This is a genomic window from Halomonas heilongjiangensis (assembly GCF_002879645.1).
GTDB classification, from domain to species: Bacteria; Pseudomonadota; Gammaproteobacteria; order Pseudomonadales; family Halomonadaceae; genus Halomonas; species Halomonas heilongjiangensis.
Genome location: NZ_PNRE01000049.1, coordinates 25,125 through 51,409 on the forward strand (window position 1 = coordinate 25,125; position 26,285 = coordinate 51,409).

General features: G+C 69.5%; 27 protein-coding genes. 13 read left to right on the plus strand and 14 right to left on the minus strand.

Annotated elements, in window-relative coordinates:
- The first annotated feature begins 86 nt into the window (after positions 1-86).
- The 3 genes from folD (at position 87) to mtnN (ending at position 2,267) form a co-directional block, all read left to right on the plus strand.
- Complete coding sequence (gene folD / locus C1H66_RS11170) at positions 87-965, plus strand: bifunctional methylenetetrahydrofolate dehydrogenase/methenyltetrahydrofolate cyclohydrolase FolD (RefSeq protein WP_102627960.1); 879 nt, start codon at positions 87-89, stop codon at positions 963-965.
- A gap of 91 nt (positions 966-1,056) precedes the next feature.
- Positions 1,057-1,521: an S-ribosylhomocysteine lyase gene (locus C1H66_RS11175; RefSeq protein WP_102627961.1), complete on the plus strand. Its 465-nt coding sequence runs from the start codon at positions 1,057-1,059 to the stop codon at positions 1,519-1,521.
- The gene (gene mtnN / locus C1H66_RS11180; RefSeq protein ID WP_102627962.1) at positions 1,518-2,267 is read left to right on the plus strand and encodes a 5'-methylthioadenosine/S-adenosylhomocysteine nucleosidase; all 750 of its coding nucleotides are present in this window, start codon (positions 1,518-1,520) and stop codon (positions 2,265-2,267) included. Before C1H66_RS11175 ends, mtnN begins: the two co-directional genes overlap by 4 nt.
- 24 nt (positions 2,268-2,291) lie before the next feature.
- Here the strand turns inward: mtnN and pyrC are convergent, their stop codons facing one another.
- Positions 2,292-3,329 carry a dihydroorotase gene (gene pyrC, locus C1H66_RS11185; protein WP_102627963.1) on the minus strand — a complete coding sequence of 346 codons (1,038 nt, stop codon included), beginning with the start codon at positions 3,327-3,329 and terminating at the stop codon, positions 2,292-2,294.
- Between the two features lie 147 nt (positions 3,330-3,476).
- On the opposite strand from pyrC, the gene C1H66_RS11190 reads away from it, so the two are divergent.
- The gene (locus tag C1H66_RS11190) at positions 3,477-3,902 is read left to right on the plus strand and encodes a hypothetical protein (RefSeq protein WP_102627964.1); all 426 of its coding nucleotides are present in this window, start codon (positions 3,477-3,479) and stop codon (positions 3,900-3,902) included.
- 1 nt (position 3,903) lies between these two features.
- Here the strand turns inward: C1H66_RS11190 and C1H66_RS11195 are convergent, their stop codons facing one another.
- The 5 genes from C1H66_RS11195 to C1H66_RS11215 form a co-directional block, all read right to left on the minus strand.
- Positions 3,904-5,145, minus strand: a complete 1,242-nt coding sequence (locus tag C1H66_RS11195; RefSeq protein WP_102627965.1) for an NAD(P)/FAD-dependent oxidoreductase — start codon at positions 5,143-5,145, stop codon at positions 3,904-3,906.
- Positions 5,146-5,418: 273 nt separating this feature from the next.
- Positions 5,419-5,868: a tellurite resistance TerB family protein gene (locus tag C1H66_RS11200; RefSeq protein ID WP_102627966.1), complete on the minus strand. Its 450-nt coding sequence runs from the start codon at positions 5,866-5,868 to the stop codon at positions 5,419-5,421.
- Positions 5,869-5,936: 68 nt separating this feature from the next.
- Positions 5,937-7,226 carry a TRAP transporter large permease gene (locus C1H66_RS11205; protein ID WP_102627967.1) on the minus strand — a complete coding sequence of 430 codons (1,290 nt, stop codon included), beginning with the start codon at positions 7,224-7,226 and terminating at the stop codon, positions 5,937-5,939.
- Entirely contained in the window at positions 7,226-7,768 is a 543-nt protein-coding gene (locus C1H66_RS11210; protein ID WP_306417665.1) for a TRAP transporter small permease, read from the minus strand. The genes C1H66_RS11205 and C1H66_RS11210 overlap by 1 nt, the downstream gene beginning before the upstream one ends.
- A 95-nt stretch (positions 7,769-7,863) precedes the next feature.
- Positions 7,864-8,841, minus strand: coding sequence for a TRAP transporter substrate-binding protein (locus C1H66_RS11215; RefSeq protein ID WP_102627968.1), 978 nt, complete (start codon positions 8,839-8,841; stop codon positions 7,864-7,866).
- 239 nt (positions 8,842-9,080) lie between these two features.
- Here C1H66_RS11215 and C1H66_RS11220 point away from each other — a divergent pair, with 239 nt between their 5' ends.
- Positions 9,081-9,854: an SDR family NAD(P)-dependent oxidoreductase gene (locus C1H66_RS11220; protein WP_102627969.1), complete on the plus strand. Its 774-nt coding sequence runs from the start codon at positions 9,081-9,083 to the stop codon at positions 9,852-9,854.
- Positions 9,855-9,860: 6 nt separating this feature from the next.
- Here C1H66_RS11220 and C1H66_RS11225 read toward each other — a convergent pair whose 3' ends face one another.
- Positions 9,861-10,757 (minus strand): LysR family transcriptional regulator, encoded by an 897-nt coding sequence (locus C1H66_RS11225; RefSeq protein ID WP_102627970.1) that lies wholly within the window; start codon positions 10,755-10,757, stop codon positions 9,861-9,863.
- 150 nt (positions 10,758-10,907) lie between these two features.
- Here C1H66_RS11225 and C1H66_RS11230 point away from each other — a divergent pair, with 150 nt between their 5' ends.
- The 6 genes from C1H66_RS11230 to C1H66_RS11255 all read left to right on the plus strand — a co-directional run bounded on the left by C1H66_RS11230 (position 10,908) and on the right by C1H66_RS11255 (position 17,997).
- Positions 10,908-12,113: a CaiB/BaiF CoA transferase family protein gene (locus C1H66_RS11230; RefSeq protein WP_102627971.1), complete on the plus strand. Its 1,206-nt coding sequence runs from the start codon at positions 10,908-10,910 to the stop codon at positions 12,111-12,113.
- A gap of 22 nt (positions 12,114-12,135) precedes the next feature.
- Positions 12,136-13,065: a hydroxymethylglutaryl-CoA lyase gene (locus C1H66_RS11235; protein ID WP_102627972.1), complete on the plus strand. Its 930-nt coding sequence runs from the start codon at positions 12,136-12,138 to the stop codon at positions 13,063-13,065.
- Between the two features lie 131 nt (positions 13,066-13,196).
- Positions 13,197-14,303 (plus strand): pyridoxal phosphate-dependent aminotransferase, encoded by a 1,107-nt coding sequence (locus tag C1H66_RS11240; protein ID WP_102627973.1) that lies wholly within the window; start codon positions 13,197-13,199, stop codon positions 14,301-14,303.
- A gap of 369 nt (positions 14,304-14,672) precedes the next feature.
- On the plus strand, positions 14,673-15,422 hold the full coding sequence (locus C1H66_RS11245) for an SDR family oxidoreductase (protein WP_102627974.1): 750 nt from the start codon (positions 14,673-14,675) through the stop codon (positions 15,420-15,422).
- 47 nt (positions 15,423-15,469) lie between these two features.
- Positions 15,470-16,321 (plus strand): ureidoglycolate lyase, encoded by an 852-nt coding sequence (locus C1H66_RS11250; RefSeq protein ID WP_102627975.1) that lies wholly within the window; start codon positions 15,470-15,472, stop codon positions 16,319-16,321.
- Between the two features lie 35 nt (positions 16,322-16,356).
- Positions 16,357-17,997: a UxaA family hydrolase gene (locus tag C1H66_RS11255; RefSeq protein ID WP_102627976.1), complete on the plus strand. Its 1,641-nt coding sequence runs from the start codon at positions 16,357-16,359 to the stop codon at positions 17,995-17,997.
- A gap of 69 nt (positions 17,998-18,066) precedes the next feature.
- On the opposite strand, the gene C1H66_RS11260 is transcribed toward C1H66_RS11255, so the two are convergent.
- From C1H66_RS11260 to C1H66_RS11275, 4 genes are all read right to left on the minus strand, one after another.
- Positions 18,067-18,645 (minus strand): hypoxanthine-guanine phosphoribosyltransferase, encoded by a 579-nt coding sequence (locus C1H66_RS11260; RefSeq protein WP_102627977.1) that lies wholly within the window; start codon positions 18,643-18,645, stop codon positions 18,067-18,069.
- Between the two features lie 67 nt (positions 18,646-18,712).
- Entirely contained in the window at positions 18,713-19,726 is a 1,014-nt protein-coding gene (gene nagZ / locus C1H66_RS11265) for a beta-N-acetylhexosaminidase (RefSeq protein ID WP_102627978.1), read from the minus strand.
- A gap of 76 nt (positions 19,727-19,802) precedes the next feature.
- A complete protein-coding gene (locus tag C1H66_RS11270; protein ID WP_102627979.1) occupies positions 19,803-20,321 on the minus strand; it encodes a L,D-transpeptidase in 519 nt (172 codons plus the stop codon).
- Positions 20,321-20,986 (minus strand): TetR/AcrR family transcriptional regulator, encoded by a 666-nt coding sequence (locus C1H66_RS11275; RefSeq protein WP_102627980.1) that lies wholly within the window; start codon positions 20,984-20,986, stop codon positions 20,321-20,323. The genes C1H66_RS11270 and C1H66_RS11275 overlap by 1 nt, the downstream gene beginning before the upstream one ends.
- 214 nt (positions 20,987-21,200) lie before the next feature.
- Here C1H66_RS11275 and lexA point away from each other — a divergent pair, with 214 nt between their 5' ends.
- Both lexA and dinB read left to right on the plus strand, forming a co-directional pair.
- The gene (gene lexA / locus C1H66_RS11280) at positions 21,201-21,851 is read left to right on the plus strand and encodes a transcriptional repressor LexA (RefSeq protein ID WP_102627981.1); all 651 of its coding nucleotides are present in this window, start codon (positions 21,201-21,203) and stop codon (positions 21,849-21,851) included.
- A complete protein-coding gene (gene dinB, locus C1H66_RS11285) occupies positions 21,832-22,896 on the plus strand; it encodes a DNA polymerase IV (protein WP_102627982.1) in 1,065 nt (354 codons plus the stop codon). Before lexA ends, dinB begins: the two co-directional genes overlap by 20 nt.
- A 30-nt stretch (positions 22,897-22,926) precedes the next feature.
- Here the strand turns inward: dinB and nanR are convergent, their stop codons facing one another.
- From nanR to C1H66_RS11300, 3 genes are all read right to left on the minus strand, one after another.
- Entirely contained in the window at positions 22,927-23,649 is a 723-nt protein-coding gene (gene nanR / locus C1H66_RS11290; protein ID WP_102627983.1) for a transcriptional regulator NanR, read from the minus strand.
- A gap of 87 nt (positions 23,650-23,736) precedes the next feature.
- Entirely contained in the window at positions 23,737-24,828 is a 1,092-nt protein-coding gene (locus tag C1H66_RS11295) for an Ldh family oxidoreductase (protein WP_102627984.1), read from the minus strand.
- A gap of 21 nt (positions 24,829-24,849) precedes the next feature.
- Positions 24,850-26,229 (minus strand): TRAP transporter large permease, encoded by a 1,380-nt coding sequence (locus C1H66_RS11300; protein WP_102627985.1) that lies wholly within the window; start codon positions 26,227-26,229, stop codon positions 24,850-24,852.
- Between the last annotated feature and the right edge of the window lie 56 nt (positions 26,230-26,285).

Here is a 26,285-nt window from a genome sequence, read left to right on the forward strand (position 1 = left end):
CCTGTCATGCGAAAATCGTCTGCCTTTCGCCCGCGTGGACGCCACGAGCGCCCGCGCCGCCACCACTCATCACCAGGGGAAGTTCGATGACAGCCCAACTGATCGATGGCAAGGCCATTGCCGCCCGCGTCCGCCAGCAGGTCGCCCGCCAGGTGCAGGTGCGCCATGACGCCGGCGCTCGCACGCCCGGCCTGGCCGTGGTGCTGGTGGGCGAGGACCCCGCTTCCGCCGTCTACGTGCGCCACAAGCACAACGCCTGCGTGGAGGCGGGGATCGAATCCTTCCGCCACCGGCTCCCCGCCGAGACCTCCCAGGAGGAGCTCGAGGGGCTGGTCGACCGCCTCAACGCCGACCCCCGTGTCGACGGCATCCTGGTCCAGTTGCCCTTGCCCGAGCACCTGGATGCCCGGCCGATCCTCGAGCGCATCCTGCCCCACAAGGATGTCGACGGCTTCCATCCCTACAACCTGGGCCGACTGGCCCAGCGCCTGCCGATGCTGCGGCCCTGCACCCCCAAGGGGGTGATGACCCTGCTTCAGGAGAGCGGCCTCAAGGTGCGCGGCCTGGACGCCACCGTGGTCGGCGCCTCCAACATCGTCGGCCGCCCCATGGCGCTCGAGCTGATGCTCGCCGGCTGCACCACCACCATCTGCCACCGCTTCACCCGCAACCTCGAGGAGCACGTCAGGCGCGCCGAACTGCTGGTGGTGGCGGTGGGCAGGCCGGGACTGGTCAAGGGCGAATGGGTCAGGGACGGCGCCATCGTCATCGACGTCGGCATCAGCCGCGAGGAGGATGGCCGCCTGGTGGGTGACGTGGAGTTCGAGCCGGCGGCCGAGCGCGCCAGCTGGATCACCCCGGTGCCCGGCGGCGTCGGCCCCATGACGGTGGCCTCGCTGCTCGAGAACACCCTGGTCGCGGCGGAGCTGCACGACGCCATGGCGGTCGATCATCAGCCGGCCTGAGCGGATCGACACATGCACACCGGCGCGCACTCCGCTAGAATGCGCGCCCGATTCCCCGAGACGCCCACCCACCGCAACGCGAGGCCCGTCGATGAGCGACAAGATGAACGTGGAAAGCTTCAACCTGGATCACACCAAGGTGAAGGCGCCCTATGTCCGCCTGGCCGACATCAAGACCGGCCTGAACGGCGACCGCATCCACAAGTACGACATGCGCATCTGTCAGCCCAACCGGGAGCACATGGAGATGCCGGCACTGCACTCCCTGGAGCACCTGATGGCGGAGCTGTCGCGCAACCACTCCGATCGCATCGTCGACATCAGCCCCATGGGCTGCCAGACCGGCTTCTACGTGGCGCTGATCAACCATGACGACTACGACGACGTGCTGACCCTGCTGCAGAAGACCCTCGAGGACGTGCTGGAGGCCGACGCGGTACCGGCCTGCAACGAGATGCAGTGCGGCTGGGCCGCCAGCCACAGCCTGGAGGGCGCCAAGGCCATCGCGCGGGGCTTCCTCGACAAGCGCCACGAGTGGACGGAAGTGTTCGCATGAAACGGATCGGCATCATCGGCGCCATGGCCCAGGAGGTCGAGCACCTCGCCTCCCTGCTGGACGACCGGCGCACCCGCACCCATGTCGGCTGCACCTTCCACCTGGGACGCCTGCACGGGGTCGAGGTGGTGATCCTGCAATCCGGGATCGGCAAGGTGAACGCCGCCATCGGCACCACCCTGCTGCTCGACGTCTACCGGCCCGAGGCGATCATCAACACCGGCTCGGCCGGCGGCTTCGGCGAGGGCCTGGAGATCGGCGATGTGGTGGTCTCGAGCGAGGTGCGCCACCACGACGTCGACGCCGTGGTGTTCGGCTACGAGCATGGCCAGGTACCGCAGATGCCCGCCGCCTACCTGCCGGACGAGCGTCTGGTCAGGGTCGCGCGGCAGTGCGTCGAGTCCCTCGGCGAGGTGCGCGTGGTCGAGGGGCTGATCGCCACCGGCGATGTCTTCATGGCCTGCCCCGAGCTGGTATCGAAGACCCGCTCGCGCTTCCCCACCATGCTCGCCGCCGAGATGGAGGCCGCGGCCATCGCCCAGACCTGCCACCTCTATGGCTGCCCGTTCGTGGTGATCCGCGCGCTCTCCGATATCGCCGGCGGCGGTGACAACCACCTCTCCTTCGAACAGTTTCTCGAGAAAGCTGCCGACCACTCGGCCCGCATGGTCGAAGCGATGGTCAAGCGGCTGGCCAGCCCGGTCACCCAGGCGAGCCCGCAGCCGGTCGCCGACCAAGGGGCCTGACCCCACACGGGCGGCGCCGACGCGTCATCCCTTCAGCTGCCACTCCAGGGTCTCGCCGGCCATCAGCGGCACGATGCGCTGGCCGCCGGCATAGGGCAGCGTCTCGGGCAGCGTCCAGGGCTCGCGGACCAGGGTGACGCGGTCGGCGTTGCGCGCCACGCCGTAGAAGTCCGGGCCGAAGTGGCTGGCGAAGCCCTCGAGACGCTCCAGGGAACCGGCCTGCTCGAAGGCGGTGGCATAGAGCTCGATCGCCGCCGGGGCGGTATAGGCCCCGGCACAGCCGCAGGCGCTCTCCTTGTCGCCCTGGGCATGGGGGGCGCTGTCGGTACCCAGGAAGAACTTGGGGCTGCCCGAGACGGCCGCCGCCAGCAACGCCTCGCGATGGCGTTCGCGCTTGAGGATCGGCAGACAGTAGTAGTGCGGGCGGATACCCCCCACCAGCATGTGGTTGCGATTGAACAGCAGGTGGTGGGCGGTGATGGTGGCCCCCACGTTGGCCGGGGCGGCAGCGACGAACTCGGCGGCATCGGCCGTGGTGATATGCTCGAACACCACCCGGAGGTCCGGATGGCGCTCCAGCAGCGGCTTCATGACCCGCTCGATGAACACCGCCTCGCGATCGAAGATGTCGATCTCGGCGCTGGTCACCTCGCCGTGCACCAGCAACGGCACGCCCAGGCGCGCCATGGCGGCAACGGCCGCGTCGCAGAGGGCCAGGTCGGTGACGCCGGAGTCGGAATTGGTGGTGGCCCCGGCGGGATAGAGCTTCACCGCCTGCACCAGGCCGCTGGCGGCGGCCCGCTCGATCTCCTCGGCCGGGGTGTTGTCGGTGAGGTAGAGCGTCATCAACGGCTCGAAGCGGCTGCCCTCGGGCAGGGCCGCCAGGATCCGTTCGCGATAGGCCCTGGCCTGCTCGGTGGTGGTCACCGGCGGCTTGAGGTTGGGCATGATGATGGCACGCCCCATCTGACGGGCGGTAGCGGCCACCACGGCGGCGAGCGCCTCGTCGTCGCGCAGGTGCAGGTGCCAGTCGTCGGGGCGGGTCAGGGTGATCGAGTTCACGGCGCGTCCTGTATCGGCAAGTGGATCGTCGGTCGCGCCAGTATACCGCAAGGGGGAAGCGGCCGGGCGCCACGGGTCGCGACGCCCCCCCCTTCACGGCCGGGAAAATTGCCGTATCATGCCGGCAGATCCATCGAAGGAGACAACATGCCGAAGGTGCGTCACTACGCCGATCTGGTCGCCGTCCTGGCCGGAGTCATGTGGCTGGCGGTGTTCTGGTCGGTCAGCTTCTCCGCCCGCATCGGCAGCATCGAACCCACCCTGGCCGCGCTGCTGGGACTCGGCAGCATGATCCTGGTGAGTTTCGTGCACCGCCCCTTCCGGGTCCTGCTGCGCCGTTACCACGTGCGCAAGCGGCGTACCGAGATGTGGATGCACATCCTCGCCCTGCCGCTCACCCTGGCCTTCCTCATTGCCATCGTCATCGAGACCCTGTTCACTCCCCTCGGCGGCATCCAGAAGATGCTGCTGTTCAACGTGCTCGCCACCGCCGGCTGGGGTGTCTTCGTGTTGACCCTGCTGACCAAGTGGCTGATCCACCACTTCAACGGACGCCGCCAGGGCAGCGCCTGATTCAGAAGCGGTCGACGCGGAACGGCGCCATGTCGATCGCCGTCGGCTCGCCGTCGATCATCTCGGCCAGCAGTCGACCGGTCGCCGGCCCCAGGGTGAAGCCATGGTGGCCATGGCCGAAGGCGAGCCAGAGCCCCTGGCGGTCCGGCACCGGGCCGATCACCGGCTTCATGTCCGGCGTGCAGGGTCGCGCGCCCTTCCAGGGCTCGGCATCCAGCCGCTCGCCGAGCGGGAAGAAGCGCCGCGCCACCCGCTCGGCCGCGGCCAGCTGGCCATGGTCCGGCGGGGCCTCGCGGCGTGCCAGTTCGGCGCCGGTGGTCAGCCGAATGCCGGCACGCATCGGCGCCAGCAGGTAGCCCACCTCGGCATCCATGACCCAGTTGCCGAGGCGCGCCTCGCCCTTGGCGGCATAGTGCATGTGATAGCCACGCTTGACGAACAGCGGAACCGAGATGCCCTGCCGGGATAGCCAGTCGCCGGACCAGGGCCCCATGGCCAGCACCAGCTCGCCGGCCTCCAGCGCCCCCTGGTCGGTGGTCACCCGCCAGCCCTGACCCGCCCGGGAGATATCGCTCACCTCGGCACGCATCAGCCGCCCCCCGGCGGCCTCCATCGAGGCGGCATAGGCCTGCACCAGGGCCCCGGGGTCGGCCACCGTCCAGGAGTCCAGCCAGTGGATGGCGCCGGCCAGGCCGCCGACGAGATGTGGCTCCAGCGCCTGCAGGGCGTCGGCATCCAGCAGGCGGTGGTTGACCCGGAACCGCGAGGCCGCCTCCTCGGCCTCGCGCCGTTCGGCGTCCAGCCCCTCGACCGTGCGATAGACCTCGAGCCACCCCTCCTTGCGCACCAGCGCCTCGGCACCGGCGGCCGCGATCATCGGCGCATGGGTGTCGAGGGCGAGCGAGATCAGCGAGGCGTATTCGGGCACGATGCTGTCGTAGCGCCGCGGCGAGGAGTGCTGCCAGTAATGCAGCAGCGGACCCGCCGCCCGCATCACACCGCCGAGGCGGTAGCGGATGTCCACCGCCCGGTTCGGCAGCACCCGCGCCAGGGTCCCCAGGTCACGGGGGAAGGGATAGGGCTTGACCGCCTCGCGCTGGATGATCCCGGCATTGCCGAAGGAGGTCTCCCGCCCCGGCTCGCGACGGTCCACCAGCACCACCGAATGGCCGCGCCGGACCAGATGCCAGGCAATCGAGACGCCGACCATGCCGGCCCCCAGTACGATGATCTCGCGAGACATCTGCCTCTCCCTGTCGTTGGACACGCCGTCATTCGCCATGCAAAAGGCTCCGCCATCCGGCGGAGCCCGATACGCCACATTCTAAGCTTTGTCTGAACAGTCGGCGAGCGATGGCCAGACAAGGCAAAAATCGGCGAAAAGACGGAGTTTACGCGGTGTAAATGAGTACTTTGAGCCGATTTTTAACGCCGGATGGGCGAGCGCAGGCAGTTTTCAGACAAAGCGTAGCAAGAGGACGACACCGATCAAGCCGACCCAGGTCAAGCGAGGCCGCTACCCCTCCTGCGCCCTGAGCTTGGTACGGATGAAATCCGAGTGGCTGACGTGCAGCAGGTCGGCGAGCTGGCGGATACGGTGCTCCTCCAGGGCATCCTGGTCGCCGTCGGCGTTGGCCAGCAACCACATCATGTGGACCAGCGCACAGCGCTGCGCATAGCCGTAATGCTGCTTGATCAGGCTGACGAACTGGTAGTGATCCACCGAGGTCTCGACCTCCTCCCGGGCCAGCGCCATCAGCTCCTCCACCGCGGCATCCCCCAGGGCCAGGTGACGCTTGAGCAACTCGCGCATCGCCTCGAGTTCCCTCTCGTCGGTGTGGTAGTCGGCTCGCGCCACCTCGCAGAGCAGGGCCGCCACGGCCAGCTCCAGGGTGGGGGCCGGGCCGCTGCCGCTCTCGGGTTCGGCGAGGGCCTGCTGGAAGAAACGCTGAATACTCGCGAGCATATCGGGCTCCCTGCTACGACATGATGCTCTGACCCGTGGCGGCGGCGGGCGTTCACCGCCCACCGCCGTCAGTAGCCCATCGCACCCGGCAGCCAGGTCGCCACCGGCGGGATCGCGATCAGGATCAGGATGGTGGCGAGGATCGGCACCAGGAACGGCAGCACCGCCACCACCACCTGGCTGTAGCGCAACCGGGTGATGCCCACCATCAGGAACAGCACATTGCCGAAAGGGGGCGTGATCACTCCCACCGACAGGGTGATGACCATGACGATGCCGAAATGGATCGGGTCGAGCCCTGCGGCAAGGGCCGCCGGCACCACGATCGGCGTGAAGATCAGGATGCTCTCGACCACCGACATGAAGCAGCCGATCAGCAGGAAGAACAGCGCGAAGCCGAGCAGCAGCAGTGCGGTGGGCAGGTCCAGCCCCGCGACCTGGGCGGCCAGCGCCTGGGGAATGCCGATGCGCACCAGGATCCAGCCATAGAAGCTCGACACGGCGATGATCAGCAGGATCGCCACGCTGAACATCAGGGTCCGGCGAAATGCCTGGTAGAGGTCCCTGGGACTCAGGTCGCGGTAGACCAGCCCACCCAGCACGATGGCGTACAGCGAGGCCACCGCCCCCGCCTCGGTCGGGGTGAAGAAGCCCGTCCAGATGCCGCCGACGATGATCGCCGGCATCATCAACGGCAAGATGGCGCGGCGCCCGGTACGCAGCACCTCGCCGGCATCGAAGGGTAGCGGCGCCGGCATCACCACCCGCCGCGACATCACCAGCGTCATGCCCATCAGCAGCAGGGCCATGAGGATCCCCGGCAACAACCCCGCCATGAACAGGGCGCCGATGCTGACGTTGGCCAGCCAGCCATAGACCACCAGGGCGATGCTCGGCGGCAGGATCGGCCCGATCACGCTGGAGGCGGCGGTCACCCCGGTCGAGTAGCCCAGGTCATAGCCGCGCTCCTTCATCGCCTTGATCTCGATGCTCCCAAGGCCCGCGGCGTCGGCCACCGCGGTCCCCGACATGGTGGCGAAGATGGAGCTCGCCACCACATTGGCGTGGCCCAGCCCGCCCTTGGTGAAACCCACCAGCGACGTGGCAAAATCGAAGATCCGCGTCGTCGTCGAGCCGGTGTTCATGATGTTGGCGGCGAGGATGAACAGCGGAATCGCCAGCAGGGTGAAGTTGTTGAGGGTCTGCACCATGCGCAGCGACATCAGCTCCACCGGCAGGCCGCTGGCGCTGGTCACCGCCAGGGCGATGAAGGAGGTGATGCCGATGGCCACCACCACCGGCAAGCCGATGACCATCAGTACCAGCAGGCCGCCCACGAAGATCAGCAGTTCGAGCATCAGTCGGGCTCCCCGTTCGTGTCGGCCACCGGCTTCCAGTCGACCCGCCCACGCAGCGTCTGCCAGGCGGACAGCACGGCCATGCCGGCGAAGCCGATGAAGATGCCGTAGTAGAGGTAGCTGAAGCTGATGCCCAGGGACACCGTGCGGTTGTTGGCGCTCATGTCCGACATGATCCAGGCGCCCCAGGCAGCCAGCACGAAGAAGCCACAGGAGAACCCCGCGACCAGGCGATACTGCAGCGCCAGGGCGACCCGCGACAGGCGATGGCTGAACAGATCCACCAGCAGGTGCTCGCCGCGCACCCAGGCCGACAGCGAGCCGAACCCCACCGCATAGATGGCCAGCAGCGAGGCCATCTCCTCGGTCCAGGGCAGGCCGGCGCCGATGATGTCGCGCACCACCACGGCCGCCACGATCATGAGCAGCACGCTCGCCAGCAGCAGCACGCCGAGGGCGTCGCAGATCAGGGTCACGGCCCTGAGCAGATGAAAGGCCGCCCGGTCGATGCGGCCCTTCGGTATCCCGGTATCATGCACCACTTGGGGTATCCCTCGTTGTCGAACCCTCGTCCACGACGCAGCGGCGCCCCGGGGCGCCGCTGCGATGCTGCCTGGGCCGGACGGCTCGCCGGCGGTCAGTCGTCGCTGCCCAGGGCGTCGTCCATCACGCCATCGGCCATCTCGGAGAGGATACGCTCGATGGCCGGCAGCCCGGCCTGGCGGAAGGGCTCCACATCGGGCTCGATGATGGTCATGCCCTCCTTCTCCAGCTCCTCGAGATAGTACTCGTCGAGCTCGCGCTCCCGCTCGGTGCCATGCTGGCGCGCTTCATGGATCGCCTCGGTGATCAGCGCCTGGTCCGCTTCGTCCAGGCCCTCCCACCAGCGCTTGCTGGCCACCCAGTTCCACGGGAACATCACATGACTGGTCATGATGATATGGTCCTGGACCTCCCACAGCCGACGGGTGTAGGGCGAGGAGAGCGAGTTCTCGTGGCCGTCGACCTGACCGGTCTGCATGGCCAGGTAGATCTCCGGCGCCGGCACGTTGACCACCTGGGCGCCGATCTCCTCCCACACCTCGAGCCATACCGGCAGCGACGGCAGCCGCAGCCGGAAGCCCTGCAGGTCGTCGGGACTCTGGATCGCCTTGTTGGCGGTCATGTGTCGCGGGCCACGGTGCTGGGTGCCGAAATACTTGAGCCCGCCCTTCTCCTCGGCGATCTCGATCAGCGTCTGCCCGGAGGGACTCTCCATGTAGGCGTCGACCTCCTCCCAGGTGGAGAACACGAAGGGCACGGTGATGGCGTCGTACTCCGGGGCATACTGCTGACGCCAGTTGCCGCCGGTGATGGAGATCTGGGTCTGGCCCAGATTGAGCAACTCGAGCACGGCGTTCTCGCCGCCCAGCGAGCCGGCAAGGAAGGGGCGGACCTCGAAGCGGCCCGGCGCCTGCTCCTCGAGATACTCGGCGAAGCGCTCGACGGCGGCACTCTCGGAGCCCCCCTCGCTCATGGTGTTGTTGACCTGGATCTCGATGGTATCGGCCAGTGCGAAGGGAGCGGCCGCAGCGAATCCCAGGGTGGTCAGCGTGGCGAGCAGTGTGTGCCGCATCGGGTTCTCCTTACGGGTTTCATTATTGTCACTTGATAGTGAGACAAGCCCGGACGTTGCTCAAATCGGCGTTGATGAAGGCAGGCTTCGTCAATCGCGATACCTGACGATACGCCCGAAGCGCCGGGAGTCCCGAACGGAATCGGACCCGATACGACCAAAGACCAATACCACCAAAGGATAGCGGGGCTCTTCACTGGCAAGACCCGCCATCGGCCCGCGCCGCAGGAGAATTCACCATGCACGAAGCCAGACCCGTCGCCTTCATCACCGGCGCCACCTCGGGGATCGGCGCGGCCTGTGCCCGCCGCTTCGCTGCTGCCGGTTGGGCCCTGGTGCTCACCGGTCGCCGTGTCGACCGGCTCGCGTCCCTGCAACGGGAACTCGAGAGCGCGGTGCCGGTGCATGTCGCCGAGCTCGACGTCACCGACCACGCGGCCGTGGCACGCGTGGTCGAGGCGCTGCCGCCCTCCTTCACCGGCATCCGGCTGCTGCTCAACAGTGCCGGACTGGCCCTCGGCAAGGGGCCGGCCCAGGACGCCGACCTGGCCGACTGGCACCGCATGGTCGACACCAACATCACGGGGCTGGTCAACGTCACCCGCCTGCTGCTGCCGCGGCTGATCGAGACCGGCCCCGGTGCCACGGTGATCAATATCGGCTCCATCGCCGGTCACACCCCCTACCCCGGCGGCCACGTCTACGGCGCCACCAAGGCCTTCGTCGAACAGTTCAGCTACAACCTGCGCTGCGACGTCAGCGGCCAGGGCGTGCGCGTCACCGATCTCGCCCCGGGCATGACCGAGAGCGAGTTCACCCTGGTTCGCATGAAGGGCGACCACGCCGTCGTCGACGACTACTATCGGGGAACCCGCGCCCTGCGACCCGAAGACGTCGCCGAGCAGGCCCTGCACATCGCCGAACTGCCGCCCCACGTGAACATCACCCGCCTGGAGGTCACCCCGCTGTGCCAGCAGTGGTCGCCCTTCACGATCCTGCGCGACGACGCCTGAGCACGCTCACTCCGCCTCGGGCGTGATCAAGTGGTCGACCAGATGCCGGGCAATCACCGGCAGCGTCTCGTAGCGGCGCACGCCGATCACCAGCTCGCGCCGCGCCCAGGGATCGGCGAGGGGGATGCTGCACAACTCGAGGTCGCGCAGGTCCCGGTAGATGGTACGCTCGGGCAACACCCCCACTCCCATGCCGTGATGGATCATGCGGCAGATGGCATCGAAGCTGCGCACCTGGATGCGCATGCGCAGCGTCCTGCCGGCGCGGCTGGCCTGCTCGTGGAGCAGCGACTGCAGCGAGGTGTCCTGCTGCAACCCGATGAAGTCGAAGTCCGTAGCCTCATGCAGGCAGATCCGGTCCCGGGCGGCGAGCGGATGGTCTCGCGGGGTCATCAGCACCAGGCGGTCGTTGCGATAGGGCAGCACCTGCAGGTCGCCGGCGTCGACGTGGCCGGCGAAGATGCCCACGTCGGTCAGGCCATCGCGCACCGCGGCGATGACCTCGCCGCTGACCCGCTCCTGGAGATCGATCTTGATCTGCGGATAGCGTCGCGAGAAGGCGCTGAGGTCCTGGGGCAGGAAGGCGATGATCGCCGAGGTGTTGGAGTGGATGCGCACGTGGCCGCGGACCCCCTCGCCATATTCGCTGAGCTCCGCCTCGAGCCGCTCGAGGTTCTCGAGAATGCGCCGGGCATGGTGCAGGAAGGCCTGGCCGGCCGGGGTGAGCTCCACCCCGCGGGAGCGCCGATAGAGCAGCGTGGTGCCCACCAGCGCCTCGAGATCGCTGATCCGCTTGCTCACCGCCGCGAGTGCCAGGTGCTCCCGCGCGGCGGCCGCGGTCAGCCGCCCCTCGTCGGCGACGGAGACGAACAGCTTGAGGGTGACGAAATCGAAGCGGCGCATGGGCGTTCCTCGGGCCGGAATCGAGAGAGACGGCGCCTGGCCATCCTAGCCCATGACTTCGCTGATCACGAAACCCGGATTCCCCATTGCCTAATTGCGGGGGGCCGACCACTGGCGCATCCTGACGGAACAACGTACCAGGAGTGCCCCATGACGACCCCGGAGACACGCCAACTCCCGCTGGCCGACCTGAAGGTACTGGAGCTCGGCCAGCTCATCGCCGGCCCCTTCGCGACCAAGCTGCTCGGCGAGTTCGGCGCCGACGTGATCAAGATCGAGCCCCCCGGCACCGGCGACCCGCTTCGCAAATGGCGAATGATCGAGGATGGCACCTCGCTCTGGTGGCACGTGCAGACCCGCAACAAGCGCTCGGTCTCCCTCGACCTGCGCGCGGCCGAGGGCCAGGACCTGGTGCGCCGGCTCGTCGCCGAGGCCGATGTCCTGGTGGAGAACTTCCGTCCCGGCACCCTGGAGGGCTGGGGGCTCGGCTATGACAGGCTCTCCGCCATCAACCCGACGCTGATCATGGTGCGCATCTCCGGCTACGGCCAGACCGGCCCCTACCGCGACAAGCCCGGCTTCGGGGTGATCGGCGAGGCCATGGGCGGGTTGCGCTACCTCACCGGCCAGCCAGGCGACCCCTCGGTGCGGGTCGGGGTGAGCATCGGCGACTCGCTCTCGGCGCTCTACGCGGTGATCGGCACCCTGCTCGCCCTCCAGGAGCGCCACCGCAGCGGCCTGGGCCAGGAGATCGACGTGGCCCTCTACGAGTCGGTGTTCGCCATGATGGAGAGCCTGCTGCCGGAGTACGACGCCAGCGGCCATGTCCGCCAGCCCAGCGGCAGCGCCCTGCCCGGCATCACCCCCTCCAACGCCTACCGCACCCGCGACGGCGACTTCGTGCTGATCGCCGGCAACGGCGACAGCATCTTCAAGCGCCTGATGGAGGTGATCGGCCGCCCCGACCTGGCCGGGGACCCTGAGCTCGCCCACAACGACGGCCGGGCCCGCCGCGCCGGGGAGATCGACGCCGCCATCGAGGCCTGGACGCTCGAGCGTGGCCGCGACGAGATCCTCGCCGCGCTGGACGCGGCTCGGGTGCCGGCCGGCTATCCCTATACCGCCGCCGACATCGCCGCCGACCCCCACTACCTGGCCCGGGAGATGATCCAGACCTTCGTCCGCCCCGATGGCCGGCCGCTCAAGGTGCCGGGCGTGCTGCCCCGACTCGGTGCCACCCCCGGTCGGCTCGGCAACGGCGGCCCGGCCCTCGGCCAGCATACCGACGAGGTGCTCGACGCACTCGGCATCGACGAGGCGACCCGCGCCAAGCTGCGCGGTGCCGGGATCATCTGACCGCGCAAATCGGGAGAGCCACATGCCGCCACTGCAGATCAACGAGGTCGCCCCCCGCGACGGCCTGCAGATCGAAGCCACCTTCGTGCCCACCGCGGCCAAGATCCGCCTGATCGACGCCCTCTCGGCCACCGGCCTCGCCCGCATCGAGGCCAGCTCCTTCACCTCGCCGAAGGCGATTCCCCACCTGCGCGATGCCGAGGCGGTGGTGCGCGGCATCCGGCGCCGCGCCGGGGTCGGCATCACCGTGCTGGTGCCCAACGTCAAGGGCGCCGAACGGGCGCTCGCCTGCGGGGTCGACGAGATCAACCTGGTGATGTCGGCGAGCGATTCCCACGGCCTGGCCAACCTGCGCATGACGCCCGAACAGTCGCTCGCGCAGTTCGCCGGGATCCTCGAGGTCGTCGCCTCCCAGCCGGGGGGGCGCGGCGTGTTCGTCAACGCCTCGCTCTCCACCGCCTTCGGCTGCCCCTTCGAGGGCCAGGTGCCCGAGGCCCGGGTACTGGAACTCGTGGAGCGACTGCTCGAACTGGGCATCGACGGCGTGACCCTGTGCGACACCACCGGCATGGCCAACCCCGCCCAGGTCGCCGCGCTGTGCCAGGCGGTGCTGGCGCGCTTCCCCGAGGCCCCCTTCACCCTGCACTTCCACGATACCCGCGGCATGGGCCTGGCCAACGCCCTGGCCGCCTGGCAGGCCGGCATCACCCGCTTCGACGCCTCGCTGGGCGGGCTCGGCGGCTGCCCCTTCGCTCCCGGCGCCACCGGCAACGTCTGCACCGAGGACCTGGTGCACATGTTCGAGCAGATGGGGGTGGCGACCGGCGTCGACCTCGACGCCCTGCTCGCCGTCTCGGCCACCCTGCCCGACCTGGTCGGCCACGCCACCCCCGGCCAGGTGATCAAGGCCGGCAAGGCCGACCGCCGCTACCCGATGCCCCAGCGCAGCTAAGTCTCCTGAGGGGCCAGACCCTTAAGTCTGCTTTGGGGTCTGACCCCACAGCAAACTTTGGGGTCTGACCCCACAGGATCACTATGCGAAAGTGACCCCTGAGCCTTCGACCTTCACCCACGGGAGACCCCATGCCCCGCTACCCCGACCATCTGCTCGGCGACGGCCCGACCAACCCCTTCCCCGGCGTGCGCGTGCTCGAACGCCGCCTGGGACGCGAGATTCCCCACCAGTTGGGCTCCAACGAGGGCCTCGACATGCCCCACCGTGCCCTGCGCGCCCACTTCGGCGACGCCATGGTCGCGCACGTCTACAGCTATGGCGACGCCGAGGCCCTGGGCATCCGCCGGCGCCTGGCCGACCAGCAGGGCATCCCCCTCGAGGCGCTGCTGGTCGATGCCGGGGCCGACAGCCTGATCGCCCTGGCGCTGCGTGCCGTGGCCGAGCCCGGCCTCACCGTGGTCGGCACCACCGGCACCTACCCCACCTTCGGTTACTTCGCCCGCGGCCAGGGCTGCCGGCTGGTGGAAGTGCCCTACGACGAGGGGCCGGGCCGCCTCGCCCCGGACCTCGAGGCACTCACCCGGGCCGCCCACGCCCACGACGCCCGGCTCGTCTACCTGGCCAACCCCGACAACCCCAGCGGCCACCTGCACGACGACGACGCCGTGCGCGGCCTGCGCGCCGAGCTGCCCGACGACTGCTGGCTGCTGCTCGACGAGGCCTACCACGATTTCCGCGACGACGCCGACACTCCCTTCGCCCGCGAGGCGCTCCCCGGCGTGATCCGCCTGCGCACCCTCTCCAAGGCCCACGGCCTGGCCGGCCTGCGGGTCGGCTACGCCATCGCCGAGCCGGCGACCCTGGCGGTGATGATGAAGGTGCGCATCCACTACGCGGTCTCGACGCTCTCCCAGGCCGCCGCCGAGGTGGTCCTCGACCACCCCGAGGAGAGCCGGGCCCACGTCGCCGCCGTGCTCGAACGCCGCGCGCGCCTGGCGGCGCACTTCCGTGCCCTGGGCGCCGACGTCCTGCCCAGCGCCACCAACTTCATCGGCCTGCGGCTGCCCGACGCCGAGCTCGCCGGACGCGTCCATGGCGAGCTGCTCGACGCCGGGCGCCTGATCGCCCGCCCCGCCGACCCGGCGCTGGGGCATGTGCTGCGCATCACCGCCGTGGAGGACGCCCTGGTCCCCGGTCGGCTGGCGATCCTCGAGAAGGCCCTCGAGACGCGCTGATCCCCGCTCCCTCCCCTCGTTTCTCACCGCTCGGGCGGCCTTCGAGGCCGCCCGTTGCGTTTTCTCCTTTGCCGTAGACCAACAACACATGAGGGGCGTCGGGGACAGGTCGTAGTGAAGGTCATTCGCCATGGATGGCGAATGTAGCGCCCAGGGAAGGGTTCACAGCGCCTTCCGGAGGCCTGCCCCCGGATAGCCCCGCCTCCCGGCCACTGGTTGGCAGGGCCCGGAAACTGATCCATACTCGGAAGAGTCGTCAGGCAGGTATCCTGTCATACTATATGACCGGACAAATCGCGCCGCGCCGGTCGACGCAGCAGACGGAGAGACGGCGTCCACAACACCGACACCTACCCTCAGGGACCGGATATGCGACTGCGAGACAAGACCGCCCTGATCACCGCCGCCGCCCAGGGCATCGGCCGCGCCACCGCCCTGCGTTTCGCCGCGGAAGGCGCCCGGGTGATCGCCACCGACATCGACCCGGACCGGCTACGCGAGCTGGACGCCACGCCGGGCATCGAGACCCGCCGCCTCGACGTCCTCGACCCGGGGGCGATCGCCGCCCTGGCCGACGAACTGCCGGCCCCGGACATCCTCTTCAACTGCGCCGGCTTCGTCGCCAACGGCACCCTGCTCGAGTGCGAGGAGGCCGACTGGGAACGCTCCCTGGCGCTGAACGTCACCGCCATGTACCGCTTGATCCGCGCCCTGCTGCCCGGCATGCTCGCCCGGGGCGGTGGCAGCATCATCAACATGGCGTCGGTGGCCTCGAGCCTGAAGGGCGTGCCCAACCGCTTCGCCTATGGCGCCTCCAAGGCCGCGGTGATCGGCCTGACCAAGTCGGTGGCCGCCGACTACGTGACCCGGGGCATCCGCTGCAACGCCATCTGCCCGGGCACCGTCGACTCCCCCTCGCTGCGCCAGCGCATCCGCGACCAGGCCACCCGGGAGCAGCGCTCGGAAGCGGAGGTCTACAATGCCTTCATCGCCCGCCAGCCGCTGGGCCGGCTCGGCACCCCCGAGGAGATCGCCGCCCTGGCCGCCTACCTGGCGTCGGACGAATCCGGCTACACCACCGGCACGGTGCAGATCATCGACGGCGGCTGGCTCGCCTGAGCAAGGCGTACGCAAGACACCCCGCAACGACCCAAGGAACCCAAGACATGAAACTGCTGCGCTTCGGCCCCAGGGGCCACGAGAAACCCGGGCTGCTCGACGCCGACGGCGTGATCCGCGACCTCTCGGCCCATGTCCCCGACATCGACGGCCCCCACCTGGGGCGCGAGCGCCTGGCGGTACTCGCCGGGATCGACCCGGAGCGGCTGCCCGCGGTGCCCGCCGACACCCGGCTCGGCCCCTGCGTGGGGCGGGTCGGCAAGTTCATCTGCATCGGACTGAACTACTCCGACCACGCCGCCGAGACCGGCGCCGAGGTGCCCGCCGAGCCGGTGGTCTTCAGCAAGTGGACCAGCGCCATCTGCGGCCCCGACGACGACGTCATCATCCCCCGCGGCTCGCGGAAGACCGACTGGGAAGTCGAACTCGGCGTGGTGATCGGCAAGGCCGGACGCCACATCGACGAGGCCGACGCCCTGGACCATGTGGCCGGCTACTGCGTGGTCAACGACGTCTCCGAGCGGGAGTTCCAGCTCGAGCGCAGCGGCACCTGGGACAAGGGCAAGGGCTGCGACACCTTCGGCCCCCTGGGGCCCTGGCTGGTCACGCCCGACGAAGTGGCCGACCCCCACGCGCTGGCCATGTGGCTCGAGGTCGACGGCCACCGCTACCAGGACGGCAGCACCCGCACCATGGTCTACCGCGTGCCCTTCCTGATCGGCTACCTGAGCCGCTTCATGAGCCTGCAGCCGGGGGACGTCATCTCCACCGGCACCCCGCCCGGCGTCGGCATGGGCCAGAAGCCGCCCGTCTATCTCAAGCCCGGCCAGCGCATGCGCCTGGGCATCGAGGGGCTCGGCGAGCAGTGCCAGTCGGTGGTCGCCGACGAGCCGGCCTGAGCCTCCTCCTTCGATCCCCTGCCAGGAGCCGGACGATGACCCACCCCATTGCCAGCGATGCCGGCCGGCTCGCGACCCTGAGGGTACATGCCGCCGACAACGTCCGCGTGGCGCTCAAGGACCTGCCCGAGGGCTCGCTGGTCGAGGACGGCGGCCGGCGGATTCGCCTGGTCGGCCCCGTCCGCCACAAGCACAAGTTCGCCCTCGGCCCGCTGGCCGAGGGCGACAGCGTGATCATGTACGGCGTCACCGTGGGCCGGGCGACCCGCCCCATCGCCGAGGGCGAGGCCATCACCACCGGGAATACCGAGCACAGTACCGCCACCAGCCGGCCCCAGGCGCGTCGCGGCCACTGGCAGGCCCCCGACGTCGGCGCCTTCGCCGGCGCCACCTTCGACGGCTATCACCGTCCGGACGGACGGGTCGGCACCGCCAACGTCTGGCTGGTGGTGCCCCTGGTGTTCTGCGAGAACCGCAACATCGAGGTGCTGCGTCAGAGCGTCGCCGACGCCCTGGGCGAGGATCCCTACCGCGACTACAAGCGCCTGGCCCGGGAGCTGCTGCACGGCGCCCCGCTGGCCGAGGAGGCCACCCCACCCCGCGAACGGCTCTTCCCCAACGTCGACGGTGTGCGCTTTCTCACCCACACCCTGGGCTGCGGTGGCACCGACGACGACGCCCTGGCCCTCTGCCGGCTGCTCGCCGGCTATATCTGCCACCCCAACGTCGCCGGCGCCACGGTGCTCAGCCTGGGTTGCCAGAAGGCCCAGATCGAGATGCTCGAGGCCGCGGTGGCCGAACGCGACCCCCAGGGGCGGCGCCCGGTGCACTACCTCGAGCAGCAGGCCAGCGCCAGCGAGGAGGCGCTGATCCGCGAGGCGCTGACCACCATCTTCGACGGCCTGGCGCTGGCCAACCGGGTCGAGCGCGCCCCGGCGCCGCTCGCCGAGCTCTCGATCGGCGTGGAGTGCGGCGGCTCCGACGGCTTCTCGGGGCTGTCGGCGAACCCGCTGGTCGGCGCGGTGATCGATCGCCTGGTGGCGCTGGGCGGCAGCGGCATCCTCAGCGAGTTCCCGGAGCTGTGCGGCGTGGAGCACGAACTGATCGCCCGCTGTCGCGACGACCGGATCGCCGCGCGCTTCGAGGCGCTGATGGGCGCCTACCAGCAGCATGCCGCGCGGGTCGGCGCCGACTTCTCGATGAACCCCTCGCCGGGCAACATCCGCGACGGCCTGATCACCGACGCCATGAAGTCCGCCGGCGCCGCCAAGAAGGGCGGCGACAGCCCGGTGGTCGACGTGCTCGACTACACCGAGCCCCGGGTGTGCCGAGGCCTCAACCTGCTCTGCACCCCGGGCAACGACGTGGAATCGACCACGGCACTGGCCGGCTCCGGCGCCAACCTGATCCTGTTCACCACCGGCCTCGGCACCCCCACCGGCAACCCGGTCACCCCGGTGCTGAAGATCGCCAGCAACAGCGAGCTGGCGGCGCGCATGGCCGATGTCATCGACTTCGATGCCGGCCCGATCATCCGCGGCGAGGCGACCATCGACGAGCTCGCCGGGCACCTGCTGCAGCAGTGCATCGACACCGCCTCCGGGCGCTACCGGCCCAGGGCGGTCGCCCTGGCCCAGTACGACTTCATTCCCTGGAAGCGCGGCGTCTCGCTCTGAACGCCCCGGGTGAGCTCCCCAGAATCTGCCGGAGCGCCTGCGGTGCCGATCGCCGGCGGGGCCAAGCGCCTACAGCCCCTTGGGGGCGAAGATCCCGGGGGCGTTGCGCCAGTAGCCCTTGTAGTCCATGCCGAAGCCGAAGACGTAGCGGTCGACCACCTCCAGGCTGCAGTAGTCGGCCTTGAGCCCGGGCACCGCCTTGCGCTCGTGCTGCTTGTCGACCAGCACCGCGGTGGCGATGCTCGCCGCCCCGGCCTCACGGCAGTAGTCGAGGATGGCGGCGAGCGTCGCGCCCTCGTCGAGGATGTCGTCGACGATCACCACGTGCCGGCCGGCCATGGGAATCTCCGGCGAGACGCGCCAGAACAGCTCGCCGCCACGCAGGCCGCCGCGGTAGCGGGTGGCGTGCAGGTAATCGACCTCGAGCGGGAAGCCGAGCCGGGTCAGCAGGTGGCCGGTGGTGATCAGGCCGCCGTTCATCACGCAGTAGAAGACCGGCAGCTTGTCGCCGAGGTCGCGGGTGATCTCGTCGGCCATGCGATCCAGGGCACGCTCGACCTCGTCCTGGGAGATCAGGCAGTCGGCGTTGTCCATGATGTCGCGCATGTCGGTCAGCGACTGGTGAACATCGGCGTCGAGTTTGGGCATCGGATATCGGCTCGCAGTCGGCGGGTGGAGGTAGAACGTGTCGGGGAGCCACCAGAGGCGCCTGGCCTCAGTGGGACGCCAGGGCCTCGAGACGGGCATGCACGCGGCGCCAGCGGGAGAGCGCCCCCAGGGCGGCGAGGTCGGGCCGGGCGCGGCCGTAGCGCAGCTTGAGTGCGCGCCGCGCGACCTGGCCCTGGCAGGCGGCGAGCACTTCCAGCGCCGCCGCGCGGTCGTTGCACACCAGCAGCATGTCGCAGCCGGCGGCCAGGGCCGCCTGGGCGCGCTCGGCGGGGGATCCGGCCGTATGGGCACCGGCCATGCTCAGGTCGTCGGAGAAGATCACGCCCTTGAACCCCAGGCTCTCGCGCAGCATCCCCAGCCAGGCCCGGGAGAAACCGGCCGGGCGAGGATCGAAGGCGGAATAGACCACATGGGCGGGCATCACCGCGTCGAGGCGTGAGGCCAGCGCGGCGAACGGCACCAGGTCGTGGCGGCGCAGCTCGTCGAGCGGCCGCTCGTCCACCGGCAGCGCATGGTGGGAGTCGGCCGCCACCCCGCCGTGGCCCGGGAAGTGCTTGGCCACCGCCACCATGCCGGCCTCGTGCAGGCCGTCGACGAAGGCGCCGCCCATCGCCGCCACGGCCTGGGGGTCGGCGGAGAAGCTGCGATCGCCGATCACCGTGGAGAGGCCGCAGTCGACGTCCAGCACCGGGGCGAAGCTGAGATCGAGGCCACAGGCAGCCATCTCCATGCCGAGCAACCAGCCGGTGTCCTGGCAGAGGCGCACGGTCACCTCCGGCAGCGCGGGGAAGTCACGCCCCAGCCGCCCCATGGCGGGCAGGCGGGTGACCCCGTCGCGCAGGCGCTGCACCCGCCCCCCCTCCTGGTCGATCGCCAGCAGCAGTTCGGGACGAACCCGGCGGATCTCGCTGCACAACGCGCGGACCTGGTCCGCCGACTCGGTGTTGCGGGCGAACAGGATCACGCCGCCGACCTCCGGACGGGCGAGCAGTTCGCGCTCGTCGCGCGTCAGGCGAGGCCCTTCCAGATCCAGCATCACCGGGCCGAGGGTCTGGGTCATGGTCGTGCTCCTTGGCGTGGAAGGGGGCAGATTCTAGACCAAAGTCGCCCGCCGGGACAGCCGCGGCGGGGCCGCTTCAGTCGTGCAACCAGACCGGCGTGCCGGGGACGGCCAGCGCGAAGACGGCCAGCAGGTCGGCATCGCGCAGGCGGATGCAGCCGTGGGAGCGCGGCTCGCCCATGGGCTGATCGGGCGGTGTGCCGTGCAGATAGATATAGCGGCGCTGGGAGTCGACGTCACCCCCGCGGTTGTGGCCGGGCTCGAGGCCGCACAGCCAGAGGATACGGGTCAGGATCCAGTCGCGCCCGGGGTGGCCGGCGGCCAGCGCCGGGGAGAACACCTCGCCGGTGGGACGACGACCGCGAAACACCGCGCCGGGCGGCTCGCCGGCACCGATGGCGGCCCGCACGTAGTGCCAGCCCAACGGGGTCTGGCCGCTGCCCTCGTGCTGCCCGGTGCCGGCGGCCCCGGTGGAGACCGGGCAGTCGAAGTGCGTCTCGCGCCCCTGCCATGCCACCAGCCGCTGCGCGGTGGTATCGATCTCGAGCCAGTGGCCCCGCGCGGGAGGCAGATCGTCGAGCCGCGGGGTGCGCATCAGCTCGCCTCGGCCCTGGGCTGGGCGGGCTCGGGCAGGGGCGCGTTCATCGCCGCCACCACCACGGGACGCAGGCGACGGATCAGGTCACGCACCGAGGTATGCTCGCCGTAGTCCTTCTCGGCGATATCGCGCAGCGCATCGAGCCCCGAGAGGGTGAAGATGACGGTACCCAGCACGAAGTGCAGCCGCCAGAAGCGTTCGACATCCGGCAGGTCCGGGGTGGCCAGGCGCACCAGCTCGCTGAAGCGGGTGAAGACGCTGCCGTACTCCTCCTGGATATGGCGGCGCAGGTGGCCCTGGGCCTGGCTGTAGGCGAGCCCGAGCAGCCGCATGAACACCTTGAGACTGTTGCGCTCGGCCGGCACCTCGAGCACGGTGCGGGCCATGGTCTCGAGCAGCACCTCGAGGGGGATCACCTGCCCCGCATAGTGGGCCTCGAGCTCGTCCAGGGCGAGGTGGAAGCGTTCGGTGAAGGGGTCCAGATAACGGGAGAAGACCGCCTGGATCAACGACTTCTTGGAACCGAAATGGTAGTTGACCGCCGCCAGGTTGACCCTGGCCTTGCTGGTGATGTTGCGCAGCGACGTTTCGGCGAAGCCGCGCTCGGCGAACAGCACTTCGGCCGTATCGAGAATCCGCGTGACGGTATCGGTCTGGGCCATGAGCGATGACATCCTGATTGGAAACAGTTGTTTTAAACGTAACAGGATTGTACGTCAGCCAAGCCCTCCCGCTCAATGCTAAACCGACGAGCGGTGTTTAAAACGCCTCCCGGGATGGCCGACCTTTTACTGGATGAACTTCCATGCTGTATACTTGACCAATGCCTGGGTGATCCGGACTCCCGATCGCCACCCACTGCCACCCGGAGGCCGTATGACACGCCCCCTGACCCCGCGCCAGCAGAACGTCCACGACTTCATCGTCAAGACCATCAGCGAGCTGGGCTACCCGCCCACCCGTGCCGAGATCGCCCGGGCCCTGGGCTTCCGCTCCCCCAACGCCGCCGAGGAACACCTGCGGGCCCTCGAGCGCAAGGGGGTGATCCGCATGATACCCGGCACCTCCCGCGGCATCCGCCTGCCCGCCCAGGAGCCCGAGGCCCCCGAAGGCGACACCACCGCCCCCCAGGGGTTGCCGATCATCGGCGAGGTGGCCGCGGGCAGCCCGATCCTGGCCGCCGAGCATATCGATCGTTACTGCCCGCTGCCCCCGGAGTACTTCACCCCCCGCGCCGACTATCTGCTCAAGGTGCGCGGCCTGTCGATGAAGGACGTGGGCATCCTCGAGGGCGATCTGCTCGCCGTGCACCGCACCGACCGGGTACGCGACGGCCAGATCGTGGTCGCACGCCTCGAAGACGAGGTGACGGTGAAGCGCTTCCACCGCCACGGCTACCGGGTCACGCTCGCGGCCGAGAACCCCGACTTCGCGCCCATCGAGATCGACCTGCGCCAGCATGAGCTGGAGATCGAGGGTATCGGGGTTGGGGTGATCCGCGGTGGAAATGGCCAAGCCCTCGGCTGAGCGCAAGATCCTGCACGCCGACTGCGACTGCTTCTACGCCGCGGTGGAGATGCGCGACGACCCGAGCCTGCGCGACATCCCCCTGGCGATCGGCGGCAGCCGCGAGAAGCGCGGGGTGATCGCCACCTGCAACTACCCGGCCCGGGCGTTCGGCATCCATTCGGCGATGCCCACCGCCCGGGCCCTGCGCCTCTGCCCGCAGTTGACCCTGCTGCCCGGCGACTTCGAGCGCTACCGCGAGGTCTCGCGCCGGATCCAGGCGGTCTTCCACGAGCTCACGCCCCTGGTGGAGCCGCTCTCGCTGGACGAGGCCTTCCTCGATGTCACCGCGGTCGAGCGCTTCTCCGGCAGCGCCACCTGGATGGCCCGCTGGCTCAAGCAGGAGTGCCTGGCCCGCACCGGCATCACCGTCTCGGTGGGCGTGGCGCCCTCGAAGTTCCTGGCCAAGATCGCCAGCGACTGGGACAAGCCCGACGGCCTCACGGTGATCCCGCCGGCGCGGGTCGACGACTTCGTCAGGCCCCTGCCGGTCAAGAAGCTGCACGGCGTCGGGCCGGCCACCGGGGCGCGGCTCGATGCCCTGGGCATCACCACCTGCGCAGAGCTGCGCGAGCTACCGCTGGAGCGGTTGGTCGAGGAGTTCGGCAAGTTCGGCCGGCGGCTGTTCGAACTCTCCCGCGGTATCGACGAACGCGAGGTGCGTGTCGAGCGCGAGCGCAAGTCGATCAGTGCGGAGACCACCTTCGAGCGCGACCTGCCGGACCTGGCGAGCTGCCGGGCCGCCCTGGCATCGCTGTGCGAACGCCTCGAGGCGCGCCTGGCCCGCCACGGCCACCCACCGCTGGCGGGAATCTTCGTCAAGGTGCGCTTCGACGACTTCAGCCTCACCACCCTGGAGCACCGCGGGCTGTTGCCCACCCCGGAGAGCTTCGCTCGCCTGCTCGAGCCGGCCTGGGCCAGGGCCGGCCGCCCGGTGCGACTGCTCGGCGTCGGCGCCCGGCTGGTGCCGGAAGCCCAGCGGCGCCAACTGACCCTGCCGATCTGAGGGGATTGGCGGTGTTGCCGACCCCGCGGCTCACTCGGCGTCGGTGAGGCGCTTCTTGAGCTGCATGTAGGTGCCGTAGTGGCGGTCGAGATGGCGGCGCATGGCGGCCTCGGCGGCGTCGGGGTCACGGGACTCGATGGCCTCGACGATCTCGACATGGGCCGCCAGTGCGGCCTTGTCCTCGTCCTTCTGCTGCAGCACCTGGGCGCGGCGGTCGTCGAGCCACTCGGAGAGCGCGACGTGGATGGCGTCGAAGATGGGGTTCTTCCCGATGCTCGCCAGCACCCCGTGGAAGTCGTTGTCGGAGCGCTTGAAGCGCGCCTCGTCGCCGAGGGCGTCGCGGTTGTCCTGCAGGGCGCCACGCAGGCGCGCCAGGTCGTCGTCGCCGGCATGGCGGGCGGCATAGCGCGCCAGCGAGATCTCGAACAGGGCCCGGGCCTCCTGGAAGTACTGCTGCCCGTCGGGCTTCGAGAGCAGCTGCCGGGTCACGCCCGAGAGCCTCGCCATCACCGACTCCGCGGTCGGCCGGATGACCCGCGCCCGGGTCCCGCTGTTGATGGCGACGAGCCCCAGTTGCTGGAGGTGGAAGAGCGCTTCGCGTACCGCGGGGCGGCCGACCCCGAACTGTTCCATCAGCTCGCGCTCGGAAGGCAGCTGGTCGTTCTCGCGGAGCCGTCCCTCGAGGATCTCCGCCTCGAGCTGTTCGGACACCTGTTCGGACAGCGTCTTGCGCTCCACCCGATATCTGGTCATGCACCCTTCTCCTGACTGGTCGAAACGGGGCGTGAACCTCCCCTCCTCGTTACCGCCATGTTACCGCATTTTCGCCCGACAACCGCGTCAGCCCAGGCGCCGCAGCGGCGCGATGCCGGCTGCCTCGGCCAGGGCGGCATAGGCCGTCTGATTGGCGCTGTCCAGCGGGATGCCCTCGGCATCGCGCCGGGCCTGGCAGCGCCACTCGCGGTCGCCGGGGGCCAGCACCTCGGCGCCGCTGCCAGCCGGCTGGGCCCGCAGGTCGGCCAGGTAGTCGCCCAGGCACGCCTCGAAGGTCGAGCGCTCGACGAAGGCCGCCGGATTCAACGCCAGGAAGAAGTGACCGACCCCGCGCGGGGTCGCCAGGTCCGGCCCGCCCATGGGCAGCAGGCGGAAGCCGTTGAGCATGCCGGAGAGCGTCGAGCTCAGCACCTCGACCATGCCAGCGAGCCCCGCCCCCTTGAAGCCGAAGTCGCTGCCCCCCAGCGGCAGCAGGGCGGCGACCTCGGCCGGCGCCCGCGTCACCCGCCCCTCGGCGTCGGCGGCGACCTGATCCGGCAGCACGCGCCCGATGGCGTCGTACTGCCGCACCCGGTTCCAGGGAATCGCACTGGTCGCCATGTCGAGCAGGTAAGGCGACTGCCCGGCCACCGGGGCGGCGAAGGCGATGGGGTTGGTGCCGTGAAAGGGTGCCCTGCCCTGGTGGAGCAGCACGAAGGGGTCCGAATTGCACACCGCCAGCCCGATCAGTCCGCGCTCGGCGGCGGCCAGGGCGTAGCAGCCCGCGGCACCGAAGTGGGAGGAATTGCCGACCGCCACCGCCCCCACCCCGACCTCCGCGGCCATCGTCGCCGCCTGTTCCATGGCCGTGAAGCCGGCCAGGTGGCCGAAGCCGTCGCCGGCATCCAGGTAGCCGGTGGCCGGCAGGTGCCGGGTGAAGCGCATCCGCGGCGCCCCCCGGATGCGGCCGCCCTCGAGCGCCTGGAGATAGTGCGGCAGCAGGCGCAGGCCGTGGCTGTCGGTGCCCATCCGCGAGGCGGTGACCAGGGCACGGGTCACCGCGTCGGCCGATGCCTCGTCGGCACCGGCCCGGCGCAGCACCGCGAGCATGAAGCGCTCGAGGTCGTCGACCGCCACGCGAAAATCCAGCGGGCGAGCGTCTCTCCGGGTGTCGTTCATGGGCAATCATCTCTCTCGGGCTCAGCGGTAGACCAGGGTCGGCAACCACATGGACAGCGACGGAACGAAGGTGACCAGCAGCAGGCAGATGACCAGCGGGATCAGGAAGGGAATGGTGCCGCGCATGCAGCGCTCGAAGCTGACGTTGGCCACCCGCGACAGCACATAGAGCACCATCCCCACCGGTGGGGTCAGCAGGCCGATCATCAGGTTGAGCACCATGATCACCCCGAAGTGCACCGGATCCACGCCCACCGCCATGGCCAGCGGCAACAGCACCGGCACCAGGATGGTGATGGCGGCGATGGTCTCCATGAAGCAGCCGACGATGATCAGCACCAGGTTGGCCATCATCAGCACCGCCACCTTGCTGTCGGCGAAGGGTCCCAGCAGCGCAATGACGTGCTGGGTGACCTGGTTGCTGGTCAGGATCCAGGCGAAGATCGAGGCCGCCGAGACGATGAACAGGATCACCGCGGTGGTCTCGATGGTCTCCATGCTGACCCTGAGCAGCTTGCGCCAGGTCAGGGTGCGATAGACCACCACCCCGAGGAGCAGCGCATAGAACACCGCCGCCACCGCCGCCTCGGTAGGGGTGAAGGCGCCGGTGATGATGCCGCCGACGATGATCACCGGCGTCAGCAACGACAGGAAGGCACGGGCGAAGCTGTGGCCGAGCACCCGCACCGAGAAGGTGGCATCGCGCTGGTAGCCGCGCCGCCTGGAGATCAGGAAGATCATCAGCATCAGCATCGCGCCCATCAGCAGGCCGGGGATCAGCCCCGCCGCGAACAGCTGGCCCACCGAGGCGGACGCCATCACGCCGTAGATCACCATCGGCAGGCTCGGCGGGATGATCGGCCCGATGGTCGAGGAGGCCGCGGTGATGCCCACGGCGAACTCCTCGTCGTAGCCGGCATCCTTCATCGCCTTCACCTCGATCATGCCGAGGCCGCCGGCATCGGCCACCGCGGCGCCCGACATCCCCGAGAAGACGATGCTCGCCCCCACGTTGACGTGGCCCAGGCCACCGCGCATCCACCCCATCAGTGCCTTGGCGAAGTTGAAGATGCGCTCGGTGATGCCGGCATTGTTCATCAGGCTGCCGGCGAAGATGAAGAAGGGAATCGCCAGCAGCGGAAAACTGTCGATGCCGTTGATCATGCGGTGCGCCACCACCACGTTCGGTACCTGACCGGTGATCAGCACGAACAGCAGGCAGGCGCCGGCCAGGCTGACGGCGATCGGCACGCCCAGCACCAGCATGGTGAACAGCGAAAAGAACAGGAACGCCAGGTAATGCCCCATCACCGCCAGGATCACGCACCCCAGCACGGCCAGTGCCGAGAGCAGCGGCGTCACGACGGGCTTCTGCCAACGCATCACGGTGAGTCGAGACATGCATGGCCCCTTGCAGCTTCAGTCATCTTGCCTCGTTAGTCAGGGTTCATGGCGTT